At 72.8% G+C, this 15967-nt stretch carries 18 protein-coding genes and 1 tRNA gene; 9 read left to right on the plus strand and 10 right to left on the minus strand.

Features of this window, described 5'->3' with window-relative positions:
* Positions 1-20 precede the first annotated feature (20 nt).
* Positions 21-929 carry a hydroxymethylbilane synthase gene (gene hemC, locus ACIPPM_RS09745; RefSeq protein ID WP_401445205.1) on the plus strand — a complete coding sequence of 303 codons (909 nt, stop codon included), beginning with the start codon at positions 21-23 and terminating at the stop codon, positions 927-929.
* Between the two features lie 28 nt (positions 930-957).
* Here the strand turns inward: hemC and ACIPPM_RS09750 are convergent, their stop codons facing one another.
* Together ACIPPM_RS09750 and ACIPPM_RS09755 are read right to left on the minus strand one after the other, a co-directional pair.
* Entirely contained in the window at positions 958-1620 is a 663-nt protein-coding gene (locus ACIPPM_RS09750; RefSeq protein ID WP_401445208.1) for an HAD-IA family hydrolase, read from the minus strand.
* Between the two features lie 168 nt (positions 1621-1788).
* Positions 1789-2370: a TMEM165/GDT1 family protein gene (locus ACIPPM_RS09755; protein ID WP_393598889.1), complete on the minus strand. Its 582-nt coding sequence runs from the start codon at positions 2368-2370 to the stop codon at positions 1789-1791.
* 387 nt (positions 2371-2757) lie between these two features.
* Here ACIPPM_RS09755 and ACIPPM_RS09760 point away from each other — a divergent pair, with 387 nt between their 5' ends.
* Both ACIPPM_RS09760 and ACIPPM_RS09765 read left to right on the plus strand, forming a co-directional pair.
* Entirely contained in the window at positions 2758-3411 is a 654-nt protein-coding gene (locus ACIPPM_RS09760; protein ID WP_401446395.1) for an HNH endonuclease family protein, read from the plus strand.
* 228 nt (positions 3412-3639) lie between these two features.
* A complete protein-coding gene (locus ACIPPM_RS09765) occupies positions 3640-4092 on the plus strand; it encodes a DoxX family protein (RefSeq protein ID WP_401445210.1) in 453 nt (150 codons plus the stop codon).
* 141 nt (positions 4093-4233) lie between these two features.
* On the opposite strand, the gene ACIPPM_RS09770 is transcribed toward ACIPPM_RS09765, so the two are convergent.
* Both ACIPPM_RS09770 and ACIPPM_RS09775 read right to left on the minus strand, forming a co-directional pair.
* Positions 4234-4617 (minus strand): hypothetical protein, encoded by a 384-nt coding sequence (locus ACIPPM_RS09770; protein ID WP_401445213.1) that lies wholly within the window; start codon positions 4615-4617, stop codon positions 4234-4236.
* A 51-nt stretch (positions 4618-4668) separates the two neighbouring features.
* On the minus strand, positions 4669-5175 hold the full coding sequence (locus tag ACIPPM_RS09775) for a superoxide dismutase family protein (protein WP_401445215.1): 507 nt from the start codon (positions 5173-5175) through the stop codon (positions 4669-4671).
* Between the two features lie 253 nt (positions 5176-5428).
* On the opposite strand from ACIPPM_RS09775, the gene ACIPPM_RS09780 reads away from it, so the two are divergent.
* Complete coding sequence (locus tag ACIPPM_RS09780; protein WP_401445218.1) at positions 5429-6046, plus strand: DedA family protein; 618 nt, start codon at positions 5429-5431, stop codon at positions 6044-6046.
* Positions 6047-6175: 129 nt separating this feature from the next.
* On the opposite strand, the gene ACIPPM_RS09785 is transcribed toward ACIPPM_RS09780, so the two are convergent.
* Positions 6176-6505: a hypothetical protein gene (locus tag ACIPPM_RS09785; RefSeq protein ID WP_393598881.1), complete on the minus strand. Its 330-nt coding sequence runs from the start codon at positions 6503-6505 to the stop codon at positions 6176-6178.
* A 102-nt stretch (positions 6506-6607) separates the two neighbouring features.
* Between ACIPPM_RS09785 and ACIPPM_RS09790 the strand changes: the two genes are divergently transcribed.
* Positions 6608-7363, plus strand: coding sequence for a hypothetical protein (locus tag ACIPPM_RS09790; RefSeq protein WP_401445220.1), 756 nt, complete (start codon positions 6608-6610; stop codon positions 7361-7363).
* A 30-nt stretch (positions 7364-7393) separates the two neighbouring features.
* On the opposite strand, the gene ACIPPM_RS09795 is transcribed toward ACIPPM_RS09790, so the two are convergent.
* Positions 7394-8308 carry a ketopantoate reductase family protein gene (locus ACIPPM_RS09795; protein WP_401445222.1) on the minus strand — a complete coding sequence of 305 codons (915 nt, stop codon included), beginning with the start codon at positions 8306-8308 and terminating at the stop codon, positions 7394-7396.
* Positions 8309-8402: 94 nt separating this feature from the next.
* Between ACIPPM_RS09795 and ACIPPM_RS09800 the strand changes: the two genes are divergently transcribed.
* Positions 8403-8630: a DUF2277 domain-containing protein gene (locus ACIPPM_RS09800; RefSeq protein WP_401445224.1), complete on the plus strand. Its 228-nt coding sequence runs from the start codon at positions 8403-8405 to the stop codon at positions 8628-8630.
* A 94-nt stretch (positions 8631-8724) separates the two neighbouring features.
* Here the strand turns inward: ACIPPM_RS09800 and ACIPPM_RS09805 are convergent.
* Positions 8725-8796, minus strand: a tRNA-Val gene (locus tag ACIPPM_RS09805).
* Between the two features lie 129 nt (positions 8797-8925).
* Between ACIPPM_RS09805 and ACIPPM_RS09810 the strand changes: the two genes are divergently transcribed.
* The 3 genes from ACIPPM_RS09810 to ACIPPM_RS09820 all read left to right on the plus strand — a co-directional run bounded on the left by ACIPPM_RS09810 (position 8926) and on the right by ACIPPM_RS09820 (position 11276).
* Positions 8926-10341, plus strand: coding sequence for a hypothetical protein (locus ACIPPM_RS09810; protein ID WP_401445227.1), 1416 nt, complete (start codon positions 8926-8928; stop codon positions 10339-10341).
* 96 nt (positions 10342-10437) lie between these two features.
* Complete coding sequence (locus ACIPPM_RS09815; RefSeq protein ID WP_401445229.1) at positions 10438-11022, plus strand: DUF4383 domain-containing protein; 585 nt, start codon at positions 10438-10440, stop codon at positions 11020-11022.
* Between the two features lie 38 nt (positions 11023-11060).
* Positions 11061-11276: a zinc ribbon domain-containing protein gene (locus ACIPPM_RS09820; protein ID WP_086694161.1), complete on the plus strand. Its 216-nt coding sequence runs from the start codon at positions 11061-11063 to the stop codon at positions 11274-11276.
* A gap of 56 nt (positions 11277-11332) precedes the next feature.
* Here ACIPPM_RS09820 and ACIPPM_RS09825 read toward each other — a convergent pair whose 3' ends face one another.
* From ACIPPM_RS09825 to ACIPPM_RS09835, 3 genes are read right to left on the minus strand one after another with little or no spacing between them, the layout of a single operon-like run.
* Positions 11333-12166 carry an HAD family hydrolase gene (locus tag ACIPPM_RS09825; RefSeq protein ID WP_401445232.1) on the minus strand — a complete coding sequence of 278 codons (834 nt, stop codon included), beginning with the start codon at positions 12164-12166 and terminating at the stop codon, positions 11333-11335.
* A complete protein-coding gene (locus ACIPPM_RS09830; RefSeq protein WP_401445234.1) occupies positions 12166-14616 on the minus strand; it encodes a phosphoribosyltransferase in 2451 nt (816 codons plus the stop codon). The genes ACIPPM_RS09825 and ACIPPM_RS09830 overlap by 1 nt, the downstream gene beginning before the upstream one ends.
* 57 nt (positions 14617-14673) lie before the next feature.
* The gene (locus tag ACIPPM_RS09835) at positions 14674-15849 is read right to left on the minus strand and encodes an HpcH/HpaI aldolase/citrate lyase family protein (protein WP_401445236.1); all 1176 of its coding nucleotides are present in this window, start codon (positions 15847-15849) and stop codon (positions 14674-14676) included.
* Between the last annotated feature and the right edge of the window lie 118 nt (positions 15850-15967).

Here is a 15967-nt window from a genome sequence, read left to right on the forward strand (position 1 = left end):
CACCAAAGGAGAACCCTCGGATGACACCCCTGCGCATCGGCGCCCGCGCCTCATTGATGTCCTTGTCCCAGTCCGCGCCGATCCTCGCCCGTCTGGCCCCCACCCCTACGCTCCTGCGCCCCTTCTACGAAGCGGGAGGCGACCGCGAACGCGGCCGATCGCCGCTCGAAGAGGACGGCGTGTTCTCGCTGGATATCGAAACAGCGCTCCTGGCGGGAGACATCGATGTCGCGGTCCACTGCCTCAAGGACGCACCGACACACGACACCCCAGGTCTGACGATGGCCGTCTATCTGCGCCGCGACGACATCCGCGACTGCCTCGTCACCCGCGACCCGGACCTCCGGCTCGACACGCTGCCTCCAGGTGCCACCGTCGGCACGGCCTCCCTGCGGCGCACCGCCGCCCTGCGGGCATACCGTCCGGACCTCGACGTCGTCGCCCTGCGCGGCCCGGTCAGCGACCGCCTGCGGGCGCTCTCCCGGCGCGACGTGGACTCGCTGATCGTGGCCTCCTGCTCCATGGAGCGCCTCGGCATGCGTCACCGGATCAACGAGCGGATCAGTCCGGCCGTCATCTGTCCGCCACTCGGCGCCGCCGTCATCGCCCTCCAGACCCGCGAGAAGGACATGCGGACCCGCGAGCTGGTGTCGAGACTCCATCACCCGGAGACAGGGGTGGAGGCCGAAGCCGAGCGCGTGGTCCTGCGGCAGTTGGGCGGATTCTGCAACGCCCCGCTCGCCGGTTACTGCACCACGGACAGCGACGGCGACACCGTCACCTACACGGTGCGGGCCCGCGCCTTCTCCCCCGACGGCGAAGCGGCGGTCGACATCCGCAGGACGGGGGCGGATGCCACACAGGCAGCGCTTGCCGTCTGCCGACAGCTCTCCCTGCACGGCGTCCCGAACCTCACCTCGGCGGGATGAGCGCCGGCCGGACGGTCTCGGCCCGGGCTCAGCCCATCGTGAGCTGAATCCAGCCGTCGGGCAGCACCGCGACCCGGACCTGGGTCAGGTCTCGTACCGTCACGTCCGGCCCGTGCTGACCGGCCCGCGGGCCCACGCCCACCACGCGCATCCCGGCCGCGCGGCCCGCCGCGATGCCCGCGCCGGAGTCCTCGAAGACCACGCAGTCGGCGGGGTCGACGCCGAGTTCCGCGGCGCCCTTGAGGAAGCCCTCGGGGTCGGGCTTGCTGGCGCCGACCGATTCGGCGGTGACGCGGGTCGCGGGGAGGGGGAGGCCCGCGGCGGCCATGCGGGCGGTGGAGAGGGCGACGTCGGCGGAGGTGACCAGGGCGTGTGGGGTGCCGGTGAGGGCGGCGAGGAAGGCGGTCGCGCCGGGGACCTCGATCACGCCGTCCATGTCGGCGGTCTCCGCGGCGAGCATGCGGGCGTTGTCCGCGAGGTTCCGCTCGACCGGGCGGTCGGGGAGCAGCAGCGCCATGGAGGCGTGCCCCTGCCTGCCGTGCACGACGCTCATCACGTGGTCGCCGTCGAGCCCCTGGTCGGCGGCCCAGCGCCGCCAGATCCGCTCGACCACGGCGTCGGAGTTGACGAGGGTGCCGTCCATGTCGAGCAGGAGGGCGCGGGCGGTGAGAACGACGGGTTCGGTGGCCATCGGCAGCTCCAAAGACGCGAGGCCCCCGTGGGAGGGGGCCCGGAAGGGGACAAGGCGGCCCCGCCCACCGGTCAGGGGAAGCGGGCGGGAGCCACTTTGTTCCCCTACGGTACAAAACACGGACCGCATCCCGCCACCACGCCTCCCGCACACGACCTACCGCCCGGCTCAGCCGGCGATCGCCTCGTACAGGCTCCACACGCCGAGGCCGACCATCAGCAGGGCCGCGATCTGGGTGATCAGCCGCAGCGGCACCCGCTTCATCAGGGCCTTTCCGCCGACGATGCCGAGTCCGGCCACCGCCCACAGGCCGAGCACCGCGCCGAGGCCGACCGACAGCGGATCGTCGTACCGGGCGGCGAGGTTGGCGGTCATGATCTGGGTGAGGTCACCGAACTCGGCGACCAGAATGAGCATGAAGCCCGTACCCGCGACCTTCCAGAAGGACTGGTCGGCGGGCTTCTTGATCTCCTCCTCGCCCTCGTCCCGCTTCAGCAGCAGCACGGCCGCGCCGCCGAGGAAGAGGACGCCGGTGAGGGCGTGCACGATCTGCTGCGGCAGCAGGGTCAGTACGCTGCCCGCCGCGACGGCCAGCACGACATGCACCAGGAAGGCCGCGGCGACGCCGACGAACACGTACGAGGCGCGGTAACGGGCGCCGAGGACGAGACCGGCGAGCGCGGTCTTGTCCGGCAGTTCGGCAAGGAAGATGACGCCGAAGACGAGCGCCGTCACGGTGATGCTGATCAAGGTTCCTCAATCGGTCGGGGCCGCCCCACCGAGAGTCGCGCAGAACTGCGCGTGAGACACCTCGGCACGGCAGCACACTGGGCACCCGCGCCGGGGGCACGGGCGTGCACTGCTTGCCGAAGGTCTCGCTGGCGGGTCCCACGGGATTCCGCCTCCGGGCGCCGGCTCAGGCTCGCTGAGCAGTATGTCGACGGTCCGGCGAAGAGCTACTCCCCTTCTGCACCGTCCATCGTACGGGACGTGAAAGTTCCGCCCTGAACCTTGTCGTGTCATGAACGCGTCACTAGCTTCTAACCGGGCGCTCACCCCACCGCAACGCCACCTGGCGAGCATTCCCCTGCCCGCCCGCCAACACTCCTACCCCACAAGGGAGTTCATATGTTCCGCATGTCCCGCTCGTCCCGGTTCTACGCGCGTCGACGGCTCGGCGTCGTCGCCGCGGCGACCGGCCTGCTCGCCTCCGCCGCCCTGCTCAACTCGCCGACCGCCTCGGCCGCCCTGCCCACCCCGGTCAGCGGCGCCACCGCCCGCGGCTACCTCTCGCAGCTCACCGTGGCCACCGAGAACCGCACCGGCTACAACCGGGACCTGTTCCCGACCTGGATCACGATCAGCGGCACCTGCAACACCCGCGAGTACATCCTCAAGCGGGACGGTACGAACGTCACCACCGACTCCGCCTGTGTGGCGACCGGCGGCAGCTGGTACTCCCCGTACGACGGCGCGACCTGGGGCGCGTCCTCCGACGTGGACATCGACCACCTCGTCCCGCTGGCCGAGGCGTGGGACTCCGGCGCGAGCAAGTGGACGACCGCGCAGCGCCAGGGTTTCGCCAACGACGTCACCCGGCCGCAGCTCCTCGCGGTCACCGACAACGTCAACCAGGCCAAGGGCGACCAGGACCCGGCCACCTGGATGCCGAGCCTCACCTCGTACCGCTGCACCTACGTCCGCGCCTGGGTGCAGGTGAAGTACTACTACAACCTCTCGGTGGACTCCGCCGAGAAGAGCGCGCTGACGAGCTACCTGTCGGGCTGCTGACGACACCCCGCCCCCACGGCCCGCCCCCGCCACCCGGCCGGGGCGGGCCGTCGGCGTCCTCGCGGCCCCTCCCGCGTTCTCGCGGTCCCTCCCGCGCGACTTCGGCCTCACCCGTCACGATCATGGCAGAATGTTGAACTTGCAAGTATGAGTGAGGCATACCTAACCTAGGTCCTCGTTCGGTACCCGCCGCCCCACCTCCGGCCCCGAAAGAGGAGACCTCCCCCCATGTCCGCACGCCTCAACGCCGCCCAGCCCTACGCGCTCGGGCTCTTCCGCATCGTCATCGGCCTGCTGTTCGCCGTGCACGGCGTCGCCTCGCTCTTCGGCGTCCTCGGCGGTGCCGCGGGCACCCACGGCGGCACGGTCGCGGCGGGCACCTGGCCCGGCTGGTACGCGGCAGTGATCCAGCTCGTCGCGGGCGGCCTGGTCCTGCTGGGCCTCGGCACCCGCGGTGCCGCCCTGATCGCCTCCGGTTCGATGGCGTTCGCCTACTTCGACGTCCACCAGCAGGCGGCGTTCTGGCCCATCGAGAACGGCGGCGAGCTGTCGGTCCTGTTCTGCTGGACCTTCTTCCTGCTGATCTTCACCGGCTCGGGCGCCTTCGGCCTGGACCGCGTGGTGGCGTCCCGCCGGGTGACTTCGGCCGAGGAGCGCACGCGGGAGCCGATAGCGGCCTGAGGCCGGACAGGAGGAGCGGCACCCCTGGTCACGGGGGTGCAGCTCGTCATGGTGGTGAGGAACGCCTCGCACCTGCCAGGGCAGCGCGATCGCCCCATCAAGACATCACGGCCGACGGACCGACGGATCAGGGCGTCGGGGTCAACGGCTCGGGCGCCGGTCGGGCGTCGACGGCTCGGGGCGGGACAGCGTCTCGGCCAGTGGCAGCCCCTCCCTGGCGGCGACGACACGGCGCGCACGCAGTTCGGCGCGGGTGCGCGGCCGGTACTTGGGCTCCTTGCCGCACCCGCACGCGTCGCGCCCCTCGTAACGCAGCCCCTCCCCGAGCACCGCGGCCACCACGGACCACGCGCGCACGTCACGCCGGGGCGGCGGGGCGAAGTCGTAGCCGGCGCAGACCAGCGGACCGGCGCAGTTCGGGCAGCGGCGCGCCCGGTCCGCCGCGTACGCGGCCTGCTTGAAGCTGATCCGGCACGAGACGCACGCGTAGTGCGGCTTGTACTGGGCCATGGCGTAGAAGCACATCGGAACACCGTACTGAGCGGCACCCGGCGTGAACCACCCCTTTCTCGCCCGCTACTCCGTCACCCACCCGAAGGGCACCGTGAAGCAGGCGACGCGGGTGGCGCCGTCGCCCGGCCGGTCCTGGATCACCACGGAGGCGGCCTCGCCGCGCCGCAGCCCCCAGGTGTGCCGGTCGCTCGCGGCGCCCGCGCCCCGGGCGTCGGTGGTGAAGTCGAGCCGGACTTCGTTGTCGTCGGGGGCGCCGGGCTGGTTCTCGTAGCGGGCACCGGAGTCGGCGGGGAGTGCGCCGCAGGGACGCTGGTGGACGGAGGCCCCGAACGAGTGATGGGGGCGTACGCCGGTGATGCGCAGGTCGACGGTGGTGACGCCGCCCACGCCGGTGTGCTGACGTACCCGGATGGAGGCGGCGGCCGGGACGTAGGACTGGTCGTACGTCACCGCCGCGGAGGGGATGAAGGCGGCGGGCGGCGCGAACCGGCCCTCGGCGTCGACGGTGTAGCCGCTGGTGGTACCGCCCAGCAGTACCGCCGCCGCCACCGCGCTCAGGGTTGCCAGCATGGAGCACACCTTCTTTCCCGTAGCCGTCGCCGAAGCCGTAGTCGCTCCCCACATGTTGGTAAGCGACACGAGACCCGGCCGCCTCATGGGCGCGCCGCACGGGTGAAACGGGGCCTATCGGGCGGTCCTGCACGATCCTTCACCCTGATGACGTGAACATGTTGTGTTGATCACTTGGTCCCCCCATGAACCTCCTGTCACGGGTCAGGCGTACGCTGCATGGCTGTAATCGGGGGAACGACGGGGAGTCATCGTGCTGGAGAGCGTGGGGTCACTGACCGCCGGTCCATGGATCTACGCCGTGGTGGCCGTCTCGGTCCTGCTCGACGTCTTCCTGCCGGTCCTGCCCAGCGGCGTCCTGGTCATCGCGGCGGCCACCGCGGCGGCGGCCGGTACGGGCGCGGCGGCGGGCCAGGTCCCGCACGACGTGCCGGACATCCTGGTCCTGATCCTGCTGGCGACGACGGCCTCCGTGCTGGGCGACCTGGTCGCGTACCGCCTCGCCTGGCGCGGCGGCGAGCGACTGGACCGCGCCATCGCCCGCTCCCGGCGGCTGACCAAGGCGCAGGAACGTCTCGGCGAGGCGCTGTCGCGCGGCGGCGGCGCCCTGGTCGTCCTCGCCCGCTTCGCCCCCGCCGGCCGCTCGGTCGTCTCCTTCTGCGCGGGCGCCGCCCACCGCCGCGCCCGCGACTTCGTCCCCTGGTCCGCCCTCGCGGGCCTCTCCTGGGCCGCCTACAGCGCCGCCCTCGGCTACTACGGCACCCGCTGGCTCGGCACGGCCTGGCTGGCGACGGCGGTCTCGGTGGCGGCGCTGTGCGGGGCGGGCGCGGTGGCGGCGTACTTCATGCGACGGCGGCCCGCGGAGTCCTGACCGCGCCCACTCCGGAAACAGGTCCGCGTCGGTGCACGTAGGGCAGGCGGGCGCGCCAACGGCCCCGTGGTCCCAACTTCCGCTGTCGTAACCGATGGACAGACACCCCGGCGAGATCGGGGACCGGAGCTACTCCTCCTCGTGGGCGTGCTTCAGTTCCGCGCGGGCCTGGACGCGGTCCGCGGTCGCCACCTCGGTCCAGTAGCGGTGGCCGGTGATGAAGACGGACAGTTCGTGTTCGCGGCGGCGGAGTTTCTCCACCTCGGCCTGTTCGTCGGCGGTCCAGCCGGGGGACGCGGGGCGTTCGATCTTGCGCCAGCCGGTGTCGTCGGTGAAGCCGTCCAGCGGCACGACCGACCAGGGCAGCCGCTTGAGCAGGGCCGACAGCTCGGCCCTGATCTGATGCAGCTCCTCCTGCCCGGCGAGCAGGTCACTGGGGAATTCATGGGACGCAGGCACGCGGCAATGGTACGCCTGTTCGATTTTCAGTGGCGAGCTTCGCCGGGCAGTTCATTCGAACGTGTGAGGCGGAGGTGAAGCCCGTCGCTACGCTCCAGCGCTATGACCAGTGACGTCGGCATCGACCCCGCGTGTTCCGGGATTCAACGCCCCGAACTCCCGACCCGCGCGTTGACCCGCGAGTCCGACCGGGTCCGACAGCTGCTGGCCGCGGGGGAATGGCATCCCGCCGCGGCGGACACCGACGCGGCGGCCAAGGTGCTCGCCCGGCTCGCCGCGCCGCTGCCCACGCGCGGGGCCGGGGACGGGCGGGCGCGAGCCGTGGACCGGGACCGGCGGCTTCAGCGGGTCTGGCGCACCTCGGTCCACCACCTCGACGCAGGTGCGGTCGCTCCCCCGTGCGCCGCCCTCCTGGCCGCTGTCGCCCGCGCCTTCCTCCCCTGGTCCGCCGCCCCGAACCCGCCTGCCGCCGCTGCGGCACCGCGCTATCCGGTCCCCCACGGCACGGCGGACGGCTCGCCGCCCCCGCCGACCGAGGCGGGCGAAGCCCTCCTGGCCGACCTGATCCCCCTGTTCGCCTCGCTGGCGGCTCCGAGTCCGCCCGGAGACGTTCCCCGCACGCCCGCGGTCGTTCCCTGGAAGGTCCGATACACCGGCCGGTTCCGCCACTACGAGCGGCCCGCACGCGACGTATGGACGGCCGAGACCGTCCGCTGCGCCCGGTGCTCGCACGCGGACGGTCCCTGGACGGTGGCCTGCGACTGGCATCAGGTGACCCTGGAGTGCCCGTGCGGGCTGGTGACCGACCGACCCGGCCTCAGCTTCTCCGAGGTCTTCCTCGTGCTGCCCGACACGTGACCGCTCACCGGCCGACCGACACCAGCAACCTCAGTCTCCGACGCCGCCCAGCTCCCTCACCAACCGCGCCGCCACCGGCACCGGCACGCCGTGCCGGTCGGCCGCGCGGAGCAACGCCCCGCCGATCGCGTCGAGTTCGAGGGCACGGCCCGCCTCCGCGTCGCGGTGCATCGAGGTCTTGGCCGCCGCCGGGAAGAGGTCGTAGCGGGCGAGGGAGGCGACCGGGTCCGCCGGGGCGCCGCAGGCGCGAGCGACCGTCGCCGTCTCGGTGACGAGGGCCTCCAGTTCCGCGCGGTACCGCGTACGGGCCTCGCCGATCGACACGCCGTACCGCGTCGTGAGCAGGGCGGCCGGGGCGAGGAACGCCATCTTGGCCCACAGGGCCGCCACCTCGTCGTCCACCACGCGCGCCGTCACCCCGGCCGCCGTGAGGGCCGTCGCCAGGGCGTCGAGGCGGGGCCGTACCGTCGCCGCGCCCGCGAGGTCGATCTCGGCGAAGGGACTGCCGTGTTCGATCACCACACCCTCGCCCGCCCCGGCCGGGACACGCGTTGACTCCACCCGGATCGTCGCGGGCGCGACCAGCTCGGGCGCGTAGACGGTACGCAGCCTCGCCGGGTGTTCGACGCCGTTCAGCAGCGGTACGACCAGGACGTCACCCAGTACGGCGGGGGGTACGCGGGTCAGGGCCGCGTCCAGCGTCGTGTACTTGACGGCGATCAGGCACGCGTCGACCGGCTCGCGCAGCTCGGTGTCCGCCTCCACGGCCGCGACGAAGTCCCCGAACTGCCCGCTGCGCACCTGGATTCCGTCCCGGCGCAGCACCTCCGCCGTACCCTCCCGCGCCAGGCAGATCACCCGGTGCCCGGCACGGGACAGCAGGGCGGCGAGAAGGCCGCCGACCCCGCCGGGGCCGAGTATCGCCACCGTGGGCTTGCTCGTCATGAACGTGTCCTCTCCTACGGTCGGCCCCGACATCCGGTGGCCGCCTCGCGACGATCATCGTTCATACGCGGCCCGGTGGGAGGAGACTTGAGACATGTGCCGGAGTATCAAGACGTTGCGGCCGCCCGTGTTGCCCGGTGAGGCCACCGAGGACGACATCCGCGCCGCCGCACTGCAGTACGTACGCAAGGTCTCGGGCTTCCGGGCCCCCGCCGCCCACAACCGCGAGGCGTTCGACCGCGCCGTGGACGCCGTCACCCAGGCCACGGCCGAGCTACTGGGCACCCTGGAGGTGCGGGGGCGGCCGGTACGGGAGGATTAGCACCGACGGCGTTGTGGACTCCGAGCGAAGAAAAACGGCCCCCCGGACACTCCCGGAAGGCCGTCGCAAGCCCCTGGCCTGCTACTTCTCACTGTGGGCGCGGACGGTTTCGAACCGCCGACATCCTGCTTGTAAGGCAGGCGCTCTACCCCTGAGCTACGCACCCGTGGTCCGGGCGCGTGGCCGGGACGAGTCGACAGCCTACCTTGCCGCGGCCGGTGTCCCGCAAACGCCGGAAACGTCGGGGCCGGGGTGAACTGACCGGGCCGTGTGTTCGTCTTCAACGGGTGGGACAATGACACCCCCAGGGCCAACCGCAGCACGGGAGAGGGATGTGACGGCGAAACCGGGCACGTCAGCAACGCAGACCCACCCGCACCCGCCGTCCCCCGTGCGCGACGCCCTCACCCTGATGAGCCTCCCCGTGCTCGCCGCGCTCACCATGACCGCCGCGTTCGCCGGGGGTGGCACCCGGCGCTGGTTCGGCGGGCGGGCCGAGAGCCAGCGGGCCGAGGCACAGGCCGCGAAGGACGCCGCGGCGGCCGCGTTCTACGAACTCGACACCGCCCAGCGGGACCTGCGCATCTCCGTCGAGACCATCTCCGCCGTCGACGACTCCCCCGCGGCCCGCCGCGCCGTCTCCGACTTCGAGGCGCTGGGCCGCCGTATAGACGAGGCCAGCCAGACGTACATCCAGGCGGTCGACGCCCAGGACCTCGACCGCGACGACCTCGACGCGGGCACCGCGAACCGGGCCCGTGGCGAGCTGACCGCCGCCAAGGACGAGCTGGTCCGGGTCAAGGGGGAGCTGGACCGGTTCAGCACCTCCCTCGGCCCCCTCCTCGGCACCGCCGAGACCCAGCTGGCCCGGCTCGCCCCCGCCGTGGAGCGCGCCCGGCAGGCCCTGCTCGGCGCGAGCAACGCCCTGGACGCCGTACGCGAGCACCGGCTCAGCGCCGACGACCTCGCCGCCCGTCTCGCCGCCCTCGCCCCCGAGCTGACCCGGCTGAACCAGGGCGCCGGACAGCACGGCGTGACGGCCACGCTGGAACGGGCCGAGCGGGTGCAGCGGGAAGCCGGGGCGATCCGGGCCGAGGCCGAACGGCTGCCGGAGCGCGCCGCCGAGATCGACCGGCGCCTGGTCAGCCTCGGCACCCGCGCCCAGGCCCTGACCACCCGCAGCGGCCAGGTCGAGCCGGTGCTGAGCGAACTGCGGCGCCGGTTCGCCGCCGCCTGCTGGCAGGACCTCCAGCACGTGCCGGAGCAGGCCGCCGAGAACGTCCGCCAGGCCGAGCGCAAGCTGACCGAGGCCAGCGCCGCGCGGGACGCCCAGCGCTGGCCGGACGCCACCTCGCTGCTGTCGACCGTACGCGCCCTGCTGAACACCACCGACGAGGCCGTCTCGGCCGCCGGGGACCGGCTGACCAGGCTGAACGCCGTCCAGAAGGACCCCCGGCAGGAGATCGAGCGGACCCGGTTCGCACTCCGGGACGCCCAGCGGCTCGCCATGACCGGCCGCAGCGCGCCCGACCCCCGGCACGCCCGCCCGCTGGACGAGGCGGTGGCCCGGCTGGACCGCGCGGTCGCCGGTCTGGACAGCGGCCGTCACCCCGACTACTGGCACTTCCTCACCGAGACCGAGGCCGTGCGGAGCGCGGTGGCGCGGGTGGTCGCGCAGATCCGTGAGGAGCGCGGCGGCCCCGCCCAGTGAGCCACGCACGGCCGCGCCCCTGTTGCCGGTGCGTGGGGTGCTGGTGAGTATTGAGGGGTACGGGACGGCCTCCGCACGCGCCCCCAAGGAGGCGACATGGCCGCACACGCAGTGCACTCGCGCGACAAGCAGTCCACCCGGCGACGCACCGTGCTCGACGAGCACCTGCCCGTCGACCACAAACTGAACCTCGTCTACCGCATCGGCGCGGGCCTGATCGGGCTGTTCCTGCTGGTCTTCGGCATCCTCGGCCTGGTCGGCCACATCGGTGCCTTCAACGTCGGCAGCGACACGGTCGCGGGCCTGAACACCAACGGCGCGCTGAGCATCCTCTCCATCTGCGTCGGCGTGATCCTGCTGGCCGGGATGGTGATCGGCGGCAACTTCGCCTCGACCCTGAACATGGTCTTCGGCGTGCTGTTCATCCTGAGCGGCTTCCTGAACCTGGGGCTGCTGGACACCGAGAACAACTTCCTGGCATTCCGGATCCAGAACGTGTTCTTCACCTTCATCGTCGGCCTGCTGCTGATGACCTTCGGCATGTACGGCCGGGTCGGCTCGTCCCTCCCGCACGACAACCCGTACTGGCGCTCCCGGCACCCCGAGGCGAAGCAAGAACAGCCCGCCCTCGATACCCCGGACAAGCGCGCCGTGACCGGGCCGGACACCAAGGCCGAGTGACACTCCCCTCCCCACGGTCCGGCGGCTAACCTGTGCGCATGCCTCGCTACGAGTACCGCTGCCGGACCTGCGGCGACACCTTCGAACTCAGCCGCCCCATGGCGGAGTCCGCCGCGCCCGCCACCTGCCCCGAGGGCCACGACGACACGGTCAAGCTGCTGTCGGCGGTGGCCGTCGGCGGCTCCTCCGCCGCCCCGGCCCCCTCGGGCGGAGGCGGCGGCGGTGGCTGCTGCGGGGGCGGCTGCTGCGGCTGAGCAGCAGGTGAGAACGGCACCGGACATCCGGTGCCGTTTCGCTGTCCGCCGCACTCCTAGGCGGGCTGCCGCGCCGCTACCACCGCGCCCCGCGCCACCCGCAGGAACTCGCGGGTGATCCGCTCCCCCGCCAGCACCCCCCGCTCGGCCACCGCGCCGACCGCGGGCGCGCTCCACCCGCTGTCGGCCAGCTCACCGTGGCCGGGACGCCAGCCGCGGTCGGCGGCCAGCAGCAGGTCGGCGTCCAGGTGCGAGTCACCGGCGGCGAGCGTCAGCTCCGCGCCGGTCCGCCGGGCCACCTCGCGCACCGCGGCGCCCTTGGTGAGCGGCTGCGGAACGGCGTAGATCTTGCGGCCCTGGAGCGACACCGTCCAGCCCCGTTCCCCGGCCCACTCGGCCAGCTCGCCCACCCAGTCCTCGGGCAGCAGCTCCCGCTCGACCACCAGATACGCGAACAGGTCCTCCGCCACCCGCTGCTTGCGCAGCCAGACCGGGTCGGTGGCCCGGCGCAGATGGTCGGTGATCTCCGCGAGCGGCGCGCACTCGTCCGCGAGCCTGGCCTGTACCGAGGCGTGCCAGTCCTGGTCGGTGACGCCGTCGACCAGGAGATGGCCGCCGTTGGCGCAGATCGCGTACCGGGCGGGCGGGCCGGGCAGGTTGATCCGCCCGTACTGGGCACGGGTGCGGGTGGTCGTCGGCACGAACACGGCCGCGTCCGCCAGCTCGGTCAGCAGGGCGGCCGCCGTCTCCGTCATGAAGGACAGCGGACGGGCCTCGTGCACCTCCACGCAGAGCAGCCGGGGCGCCCGCGCGTCGGGCATGGTGAGGGCGAGGGCGCCCGCCGAGTAGATCAGGGTGCGGTCGAGGTCGCTGGCCACGAGTACCGTCATCAGACGTTCACCGCCCGGCCGTCGGCGCCGGTGGCGCCCCGCGTGTACTGGGGGTGGATCAGCCCGACGCAGGTGTACGGCAGGTCGTCGACCTCCTCCACCGGTACTCCGCGCTGTTCGGCGAGCAGCCGCACATGGTCGAGGTCGGTGCCCGCGCCCGCCTTGGCGAGGATCTTCCAGGGCACCCGGCGCAGCAGCACCCGGGTGGTCTCGCCGACGCCGGGCTTGACCAGGTTCACGTCGTGGATGCCGTACTCCTCGCTGATCCGTTCCACGGCCCGCCAGCCCTCCCAGGTGGGTGAGCGGTCCTCGGCGAGCAGTTCCTTCACGGCCGCGTCCACCTCGTCCCGGACCTCCGGGAAGCGGGCGGAGACGGCGTCGAGGAAGGCCACCGACACATCGGCGTCCGCGAGTTCGCGGTAGAACTTCGCGCCGTGGAAGTCGTCCGGGCCGACCAGGTCGGCACGGAGCACGGTGCGCGATATCAGGCCGGAGACCGTGGAGTTGAGGCAGGCGGAGGGTATGAGGAAGTCGTCGCGGGTGCCGTAGGTGCGTACGCAGGAGCCGGGGTCGGCGAGGACGGCGATCTCCGGGTCGAAGCCGGTGACGCCCTCCGCGCGCTCGAACTCCTCGATGGCGTCGGCGAGTTCGCGGGTGATGGCGCCCTTGCCGGTCCAGCCGTCCACGAAGACGACGTCGCGCGGGTCGTGGTGCGCGGCCAGCCAGCGCAGGGCGTTGGCGTCGATGCCCCGGCCCCGGACGATCGAGACGGCGTAGTGCGGGAGTTCGACCCCGTACCGCTGCTCGGCCCAGCGGCGCATGAGCACGCCGACCGGTGTCCCGGCGCGGGCGAGCGAGACCAGGACCGGGGTGCCGCCGCGCTCGGTGAGGACGGTCTCGGTGACCACGCCGACGGCTCGGGCGATGCGGTCGGCCGAGGTGTCCAGGGCCGCGTGGAACAGCGCCTGGTAGCGCTCGCTGGGCTGGTACTCCACCGGCAGCGACTCCGCGTAGTGCGCGCCGCCGCTCTGCACGGCCTCCTCGCGCTCCTCGGTGGGCGCCTCCAGGCTGACCGCGGAGAGGTCCTGGAGCAGCCAGCCGACCTCGTCGGGGGCGTACGAGGAGAAGGCGGGGCCGCGGAGGGGCTCGGGCAGCATGGCCGGCCTTTCGGGACGGTGGGTCGGGCGGGGCTCGTGGGCGGGCACCACCGCGAGCAGGACGTGCGGGGCGTGCGCCGCGAGCCGGGCGAGCAGCCCGTCCGGGGCGTGCAGGGCGGGGGTGTCGGCGGCGGAGTCGACGACGGCGACCACGGTGTCGAAGCCCGCGCCCGCCACGTTGTACGCGTACCGCTCGCCGGGGCCGTCCGCCGGGTCGTCGTGGGCCGGGAAGGCGAGGCGGGTGCGTATCGCGTAGCCGGGGTCGTCCACGGCGAGGACGGGTGAGCGGGTGGTGGTGGAGTAGCGCACCTCGGCCGGGACGGTCCGCTCCAGCTCGGCCGCGAGCCGTAGCGGGGCGTACATCAGCTCCTCGAAGCCGAGCACCAGCACCCGGTGGGAGCCCTCGGGCAGCGCGTCGGCGATGCGGGCGGCCATGGCGGGCAGCGCGGTCTCCAGCCGGGCGCGGTGGTCCGGGGTGAAGCCGTGCCGTCCGCCGTCCGGCAGCCCGGTCGGCCAGTCCAGCTCGACCCGGCTCACCTCGCCGCCCGGCACCGCGCCGGACGCGGCATCGGCCCGCTCGTGCTCCGCGACCAGCGCCTGCCCCTTCTCCAGCACGCCCTCGGGCAGCCGTACGGTCCCGGAGGCGGCCGCGACCAGGTCGACGCGGGCGCCGATCTCGGCGGCGAACCGGTCCAGCCGGGCGGTGTCCTCGGCGGAGCGCATGTCGACCAGGGCGACCACCACATAACGGCGCCGGGGGTGGCGGGCGTGCAGCTCGCGGATGGTGTTGAGGACGGTGTTGCCGGTGGAGAACTCGTCGTCCACCAGCACCAGCGGGCCGTCTCCGGCCAGCAGCGCCGGGTCCTCGGGGAGCAGCAGGTGGGAGGTGGCGTGGGAGTGGGACTCCTCGAAGCCGCCGGCCGGGGTGACCCCGGCGACCGGGCGGCGGGTGGAGTGCAGGTACGGGGCGAGGGCGAGGCCGTCCGCGACCGAGTGGCCGAGGCCGGTGGCGGTCTCCGCGTACCCGAGGACGACCGCGCGGGCCGCCTCCGCGTCGCCGAGCAGGGCGCGGACCCGGTGGCCGAGGCGGACCCCGTGGCCGTGGACCACGGCGGGCGACTGCGGGACGTGCTTGCCGAGCACCTTGGAGACCAGCAGATGGGCCCGCTTGGGGTTGCGGCGCAGCGCCATCCCCAGCAGGTCGGTCAGGTGCTCGTCGCCCTCCAGTTCGACACCGAGTCGCCGTGCGACCCAGGTGCCGGACCAGACGCCGTCGTTCACTGCGTTTCTCATGCGTTCCTTGCGGCTCGGGGGGGGTGAGGGAGATGGGGCGTGGTGCGAGGGGAGGGCTCAGCCGGGCACACCGGCGGCCAGCAGGTCCACGAAGCCGACGTCCTCGTTGGCCACGCCGAAGACCTCCGCGCGCAGCAGGGTCCGCTCGGCCCAGGCGCGGTGCGGCTTCACCTCGTTCATCTTGTTCGTGTACGCGGACCTGAGGACTCCGCCGCCGTCGCTGGCCGGGCGGAGGATGTCCGCCGCGTCGCTGAACTCCTCGTGGCTGACCACGGACAGCGCGTGCACGGGCAGGACGTGGGAGGGGTGGATGCAGGTCTTGCCGAGCAGACCGTTGGCCTGGTCCAGGGAGATCTCCCGCAGCAGGCCGTCCATGGCGTGTTCGATCAGCTTCTCGCGCAGTTCGACGGCGCGCACCTCCAGGAAGGGGCTCGCCCGCAACTGGGGCTTGAACACCCGCTCGGGGACCCGGAAGTACTCCCACACCGGCCCGGTCACGGTGAACCCGCTGCCGTCGGCCCGGCCCAGCCGGTTGACCACGTCGGCGATGACGGAGGCGACGATCAGGACGTCGTACGCGGTCATGTCGGGGGCGCGGCGCAGCCCGTAGGAGGAGCAGAAGTCGGTGACGCCGAGACGCAGGGCCAGCACCCGGTCGCGGTACTTGCCGACCGCGCGGGCGATGCCCTCCAGGGTCTCCACGCGGGACTCGCGGTACATCAGCTCGGGCGATTCGAGCACCGGCATGGCGAAGAGCCGTCGGCCGCTCGCGGTCTCGGCCGCGCTCAGCGCCTCCAGGAACGGCATGCCGCGTTCCTCGGTGAACTTGGGCAGCACGAATCCGGACAGCAGCCGGACGCTGGAGCCGAGCCGCCGGACCAGGTCGGGGATCTGCTCGGGCGTGCGCACCCGGACGAACAGCAGGGGCGGCTCCGCGCCGGTCCGGGCGTGCAGCGCGTCCAGCTCGGCGAACTGCCGGACCAGGTTCTCCTCACCGGCCGGCACGTCCTCGTCGGCGATGGAGTCCTCCAGGCACAGCACCATCGAGACGACGCCGTTCCCGGTCTGCTTGACGATGTCGGCGGCGAGCCGGGGCCGGGTGGCCGGGCTGTACAAGGTGGCCCCCAGGGCCGCGGACAGCAGCCGGGCCGGGGACTCGGCGGTGAAGGCGGACGGCTCCTGGTGGAAGAGACGCTTCCGCACTTCGGGGGCGATGTGCCCGAAATGACGCATAGGACTCCCTCATGGCGCGCCGAGTCAGTGGTTGCCGCGGCTGTGGTTGCCGTGTCTGTGATTTCCGCGAAGGGTGGCCGGTAATAGTACGTAGAGACGGATGTCCGGGGTTCCCGGC

The sequence above is a fragment of the Streptomyces sp. NPDC090119 genome, assembly GCF_044747085.1.
Classification (GTDB): domain Bacteria; phylum Actinomycetota; class Actinomycetes; order Streptomycetales; family Streptomycetaceae; genus Streptomyces.